Genomic DNA, 637 nt, shown 5'->3' on the forward strand with positions numbered 1-637 from the left:
GACGCATCATTAAATTTATTTTTGTAATCTCGTTTATAACAGCCGACTTTATAATCAAACGATGAGCTAGAAGATAGTCTGCTTAAAATTTTATTTATTACTTTTCTTTTTAATTTTTTAAAACTACTAAATTCGTTTGAATAATTTAGGTTAAACCTTTCAACAGAGAATTCATTATCTATAATATTCTTCTTTATAAGATATTCTGCACTATCTGCTATCACTTGATCACCAAGGTTTGTGTCATGTGTATAGCCAACCATCACCAACTTTTTCGCTGTCATGCTCTTATACCTTTAGTCTTATCATTTTCTTTTCTTCTACACCTAACACCAGCCAATACGTTAAAAAGCTAATCATCCCGAATGAAACCAAAGTGGTAGAAATAAACCTTAAAATACTTTGCTCGAAACTTATCGTTAATGAAAACAATACGACTATCGTTGGTATTAGTACTTGAAGCGCTTTGTTGATTACAAACAATATATATTTCTTAATGGATAACCCGGCTTTGAGCTTGAGAAAAGCGAGCCTCATTCCACAAGAAACTACCTCCATAAAAATGGAAACAACGATAACGGTGTAAGGGGGATAACCTAACGATAGGAAAATATAGGCCAATGGCACAGTTAGCAGC

General features: G+C 33.0%; 2 pseudogenes. Both read right to left on the bottom strand.

From position 1 onward, the window contains the following. Nucleotides 1–284: pseudogene (locus tag R7R78_RS27225) on the bottom strand (polysaccharide pyruvyl transferase family protein); the annotation flags it as partial. Between the two features lie 4 nt (nucleotides 285–288). Beyond that, nucleotides 289–637: pseudogene (locus R7R78_RS27230) on the bottom strand (hypothetical protein); the annotation flags it as partial.

It is taken from the genome of Vibrio sp. 2134-1, assembly GCF_033339495.1.